Here is a 3,375-nt window from a genome sequence, read left to right on the forward strand (position 1 = left end):
CCACCCACTCGACGCCCGACGGCGCCCACGAGCAGGATCCGGATGGATGGTGGGATGCCGTGCGCTCTGCCGCGCGCCGGGTGTGCGACATCCTGCCCGAGTCGCCGGTCGCAGTCGGCCTCACCGGGCAGATGCACTCGCTGCTGCTGCTGGACGGGAGACTGGACCCGGTGCGCGCGGCGATGACCTGGGCCGACCGCCGGGTCGACGATGCTGCGATGAGGCTCAGGCGCGTCGGCTTGTTCCGCGAGCGGGTCGGCAACTTCCCCGTATCGGCGTTCACCGCCCCGAAGCTCGCTTGGCTCGCCGAGGCGGATCCCGACGCTCTCGCCCGCGCGCGGCACCTGCTGCTCGCGAAGGACTGGATCGGGCTCCGCCTGACCGGCGAGCTCGCCACGGACCGCACGGATGCGCTCGGTACGCTGCTCTGGGATCCGACGACGCGGATGTGGGACGCGGAGCTCTTCGCGGCCTGCGGAGCGGATGCGTCTCTCGGGGTCCCGGTGCTCTCGTCGACCGAGAGATCCGGGCTGGTGACCGAGGAGGCTTCGCGGGCGACGGGGATCCCTGCGGGCACCCCGGTCGTGGTCGGCGCGGGAGATGTGCCGGCATCGACGCTCGGAGGAGGAGCCTCGGTCGGGAGGACGATGTGCATGAATGTGGGCACCGCGGCTCAGGTCACGGCGTTCACCGACCGCAGGTCGATCGGAACCGGGTTCACCTTCGGGGACCCCCTGGGCGACGGATTCATCGCGATGGCCTCGGTGTACGCGGCCGGGGCGAGCCTGCGGCTGTTCGAGGAGGAACGGCTCGGGGGCTCCACGATCGGATCGTTCGAGGCCGGGGTCCCTGTCGGCGCGCGCGGCACCGGCTATCTCCCGGTCAGGTTCGGCATGACCGTTCCGCGCGCGATCGACGCCGTCAGAGACGAGTTCTTCGGCCGGCCCGGAGGTCTCGCCGAGCAGAGCGCAGCGGTGGTCGAAGGGGTCGCGTTCGCCTGTGCCGACGCGATCGAGGCTGTCGCGGGCGAAGCGGGCTCGCCCGGACGGCTGGTGATCGTCGGCGGTGTGACGAAGTCCAGGCGGTTCAGGGAAGCGCTCGTCTCGACCGTGGCCCAGCGCGTCGTGCACATGCCGGAGGCCGGATCGGGGCTCGGCGGCGCGCTCCTCGCCGCGCTGGGCACCGGGCTCATCGACGGCCCGGATGCGGTCTTCGACCGCCTCGTCGCGACGGAGATCGAGCCGCCCGCAGAAGTCGGCGGCTACCGCGAGGCCCGAGAGAGGTTCCGTCTGCGTGTCGAGGACGTGATCGCGAGATTCGAGGGGGAATTATGAGTGGGAGACTCCGGGTCGTCATTGCCGGGGCGGGGCGCTTCGGCACCCTGCACGCGCGCGTGTGGACCGAGGCCGGTGCGGAGGTCGTCGGGGTGAACGACGCGGACCCCGTGCGCGCCGAGCGGCTCGGCCTGGCCTGTTCGGCGGAGTGGGACGCCGACCTCTCGGCGCTGCTGAGCCGGGTCGGAGCGGAGGTCGTGGTGGTCTCCTCGGAGGAGAGCAGCCACGCGTCCGTAGCGCTGACGGCCCTCCGCGCAGGAGCGCACGCGTTCGTAGAGAAGCCCTTCGCGCTGCGCCCGGCAGACGCCGAGCTCATGATCCGAGAGGCTGAGCAGCGCGGCCTCACCGCGTATGCGGGGCACATCTCCCGCTTCGCTCAGCCCTACGAGTACGTGCGCGACGCCCTCGATACCGGCCGGCTGGGCCGGCTGTGGGCGCTTCGCCTCCGACGCGATTTCAGCAGAGACTGGTACTCCGATTTCGGATCGCGCATCCATCCGCTCTGGGAGTCCGGGGTGCACGACATCGATCTGGCGATCCACTTCGCGCAGTCGGAGCCGGTCTCCGTCGTCGCCGTGCAGAGCGGGGCCGCGGGATCCGCGGCCCCGAGCGTCTTCTCGATGCTCGTCGCCTTCGCCGATGGGGTCACCGCGACCATCGAGTCCGCCTGGGCCGTTCCCCGGGGCGGGCCCCGATCCCTCACCGGCGTGCTCGAACTGGACGGGACGATCGCGGCGGAGTGCGAGGTGATCGGCTCCGAGGGCGTCATCAAGCAGCGCCTCGTCGGCGATTCGCTCGTCGAGTGGGCCGACGCCGGCGTCATGACCCCGGACCTCTCGCTCTGGCCCGAGCGCGACGGCCGGGTCGGCGGTGCGCTCCGGGCCGAGGTCGACGACGCCGTCCGGGTGTTCTCGGGCGGAAAGCCCAACACCCGCATGCCGCACGCCGAGGCGCTGTGGAGCGTGCGCGTGGCCTCGGCGGCCGAGCGTTCGTTCGAGCAGGGCGGTGCTCGCGTCGAGATCCCGGCGGATTGACTACGGCCGGTCGGCGAGCAGTTCGCCGATCCGATCGAACTGCGAAGGGTCCTCCAGCGCCGATCCCAGGGCGACGGTGCGAACGCCCGCGTCGAGGAACAGCTGGGCGTTCTCGGCGTCGACGCCTCCCGTCGCGACGAACTCCACCTCGGGGAAAGGGCCGCGCAGCGTTCTGAACCACGCCGGGGTGAGCATCGCGGCTGGGAATGCCTTGAGCCAGGTGAGGCCGCCGGTCACCGCCCGCTGCACCTCCGTGGCGGTTGCGACGCCGGGGAGGAAGGGGAGCCCCCGCCTGTGCGACTCGGATACGAGCCCGAGATCCAGCCCAGGGGACACCGCGAAGGCCGCTCCGGCGCGCTCGCTCGCATCGAGCTGATCGGGGGAGACGACGGTGCCGGCCCCGACGGGCATACCGCGCTCTCTCCCCGCTCTGACGACGGCTTCGAGGCTTCCCACGAACTCGGGCTTCTGAATGGGCACCTCGACGAGGGGGATCCCGAGATCCCATGCGCGGGTGGCGAGCTCGACCGCCTCAGCGGTCGGCTTGCTGCGCAGGATGACCATCACGGGTCGCGCGCGGAACAGCTCATCGATCGATGGCACGGATCATCCCTTCGCAGTCGGGAAGTAGGAGTCGAAGCGATCGGCCTCCGCGAGCAGATCTCCGAGGGAGGGGAACGGGGAGGTATCGCTTGAGCTCTGGAGCACGCGCCTGGCCGAGAGGTGCCCGACGCGGAGCCGCGCTTCCGGGTCGCTTCCCCCGAGGCGCGCAGCCAGGTATCCGGCGGCGAAGGCGTCGCCCGCGCCGACGGCCTCGGTCACCTCGACCGGCGGCGCCGGCACGGTGCGGACCGCGTCTCCCATGAATGCGGTCGCACCCCGCTCGGCATCCTTGACGACGAGCTCTGCCACGCCAGGAAGGAGGGCCCTGACCTCCTCGGGCCGCTCAGAGCCCCAGAGCACCCGCGCTTCATCGAGGCCGACGAAGACGATATCGGCGAGGCGCG

The 3,375-nt window shown here is 71.5% G+C and carries 4 protein-coding genes; 2 read left to right on the forward strand and 2 right to left on the reverse strand.

Annotated features, from left to right (window positions below; translation table 11 throughout):
• Positions 1-1,334 (forward strand): FGGY family carbohydrate kinase (locus QM568_RS05300; RefSeq protein ID WP_415136566.1); only part of this gene is annotated, 1,334 nt, incomplete at its 5' end.
• Entirely contained in the window at positions 1,331-2,368 is a 1,038-nt protein-coding gene (locus QM568_RS05305; RefSeq protein ID WP_415136568.1) for a Gfo/Idh/MocA family protein, read from the forward strand. The genes QM568_RS05300 and QM568_RS05305, both read left to right, overlap by 4 nt.
• Here QM568_RS05305 and QM568_RS05310 read toward each other — a convergent pair whose 3' ends face one another.
• Entirely contained in the window at positions 2,369-2,971 is a 603-nt protein-coding gene (locus tag QM568_RS05310; protein ID WP_415136570.1) for a bifunctional 4-hydroxy-2-oxoglutarate aldolase/2-dehydro-3-deoxy-phosphogluconate aldolase, read from the reverse strand. It lies immediately after the preceding gene.
• A gap of 3 nt (positions 2,972-2,974) precedes the next feature.
• A partial coding sequence (locus tag QM568_RS05315; RefSeq protein WP_415136572.1) for a PfkB family carbohydrate kinase occupies positions 2,975-3,375 on the reverse strand: 401 nt, incomplete at its 5' end.

Origin of the sequence: Microbacterium sp. (genome assembly GCF_047607465.1) — a bacterium.
Classification (GTDB): domain Bacteria; phylum Actinomycetota; class Actinomycetes; order Actinomycetales; family Microbacteriaceae; genus Microbacterium.

Excerpts from the sequence above, each read along its gene's own strand:
- QM568_RS05305 (WP_415136568.1), top strand. The coding sequence starts at position 1,331 with ATGAGTGGGAGACTCCGGGTCGTCATTGCCGGGGCGGGGCGCTTCGGC.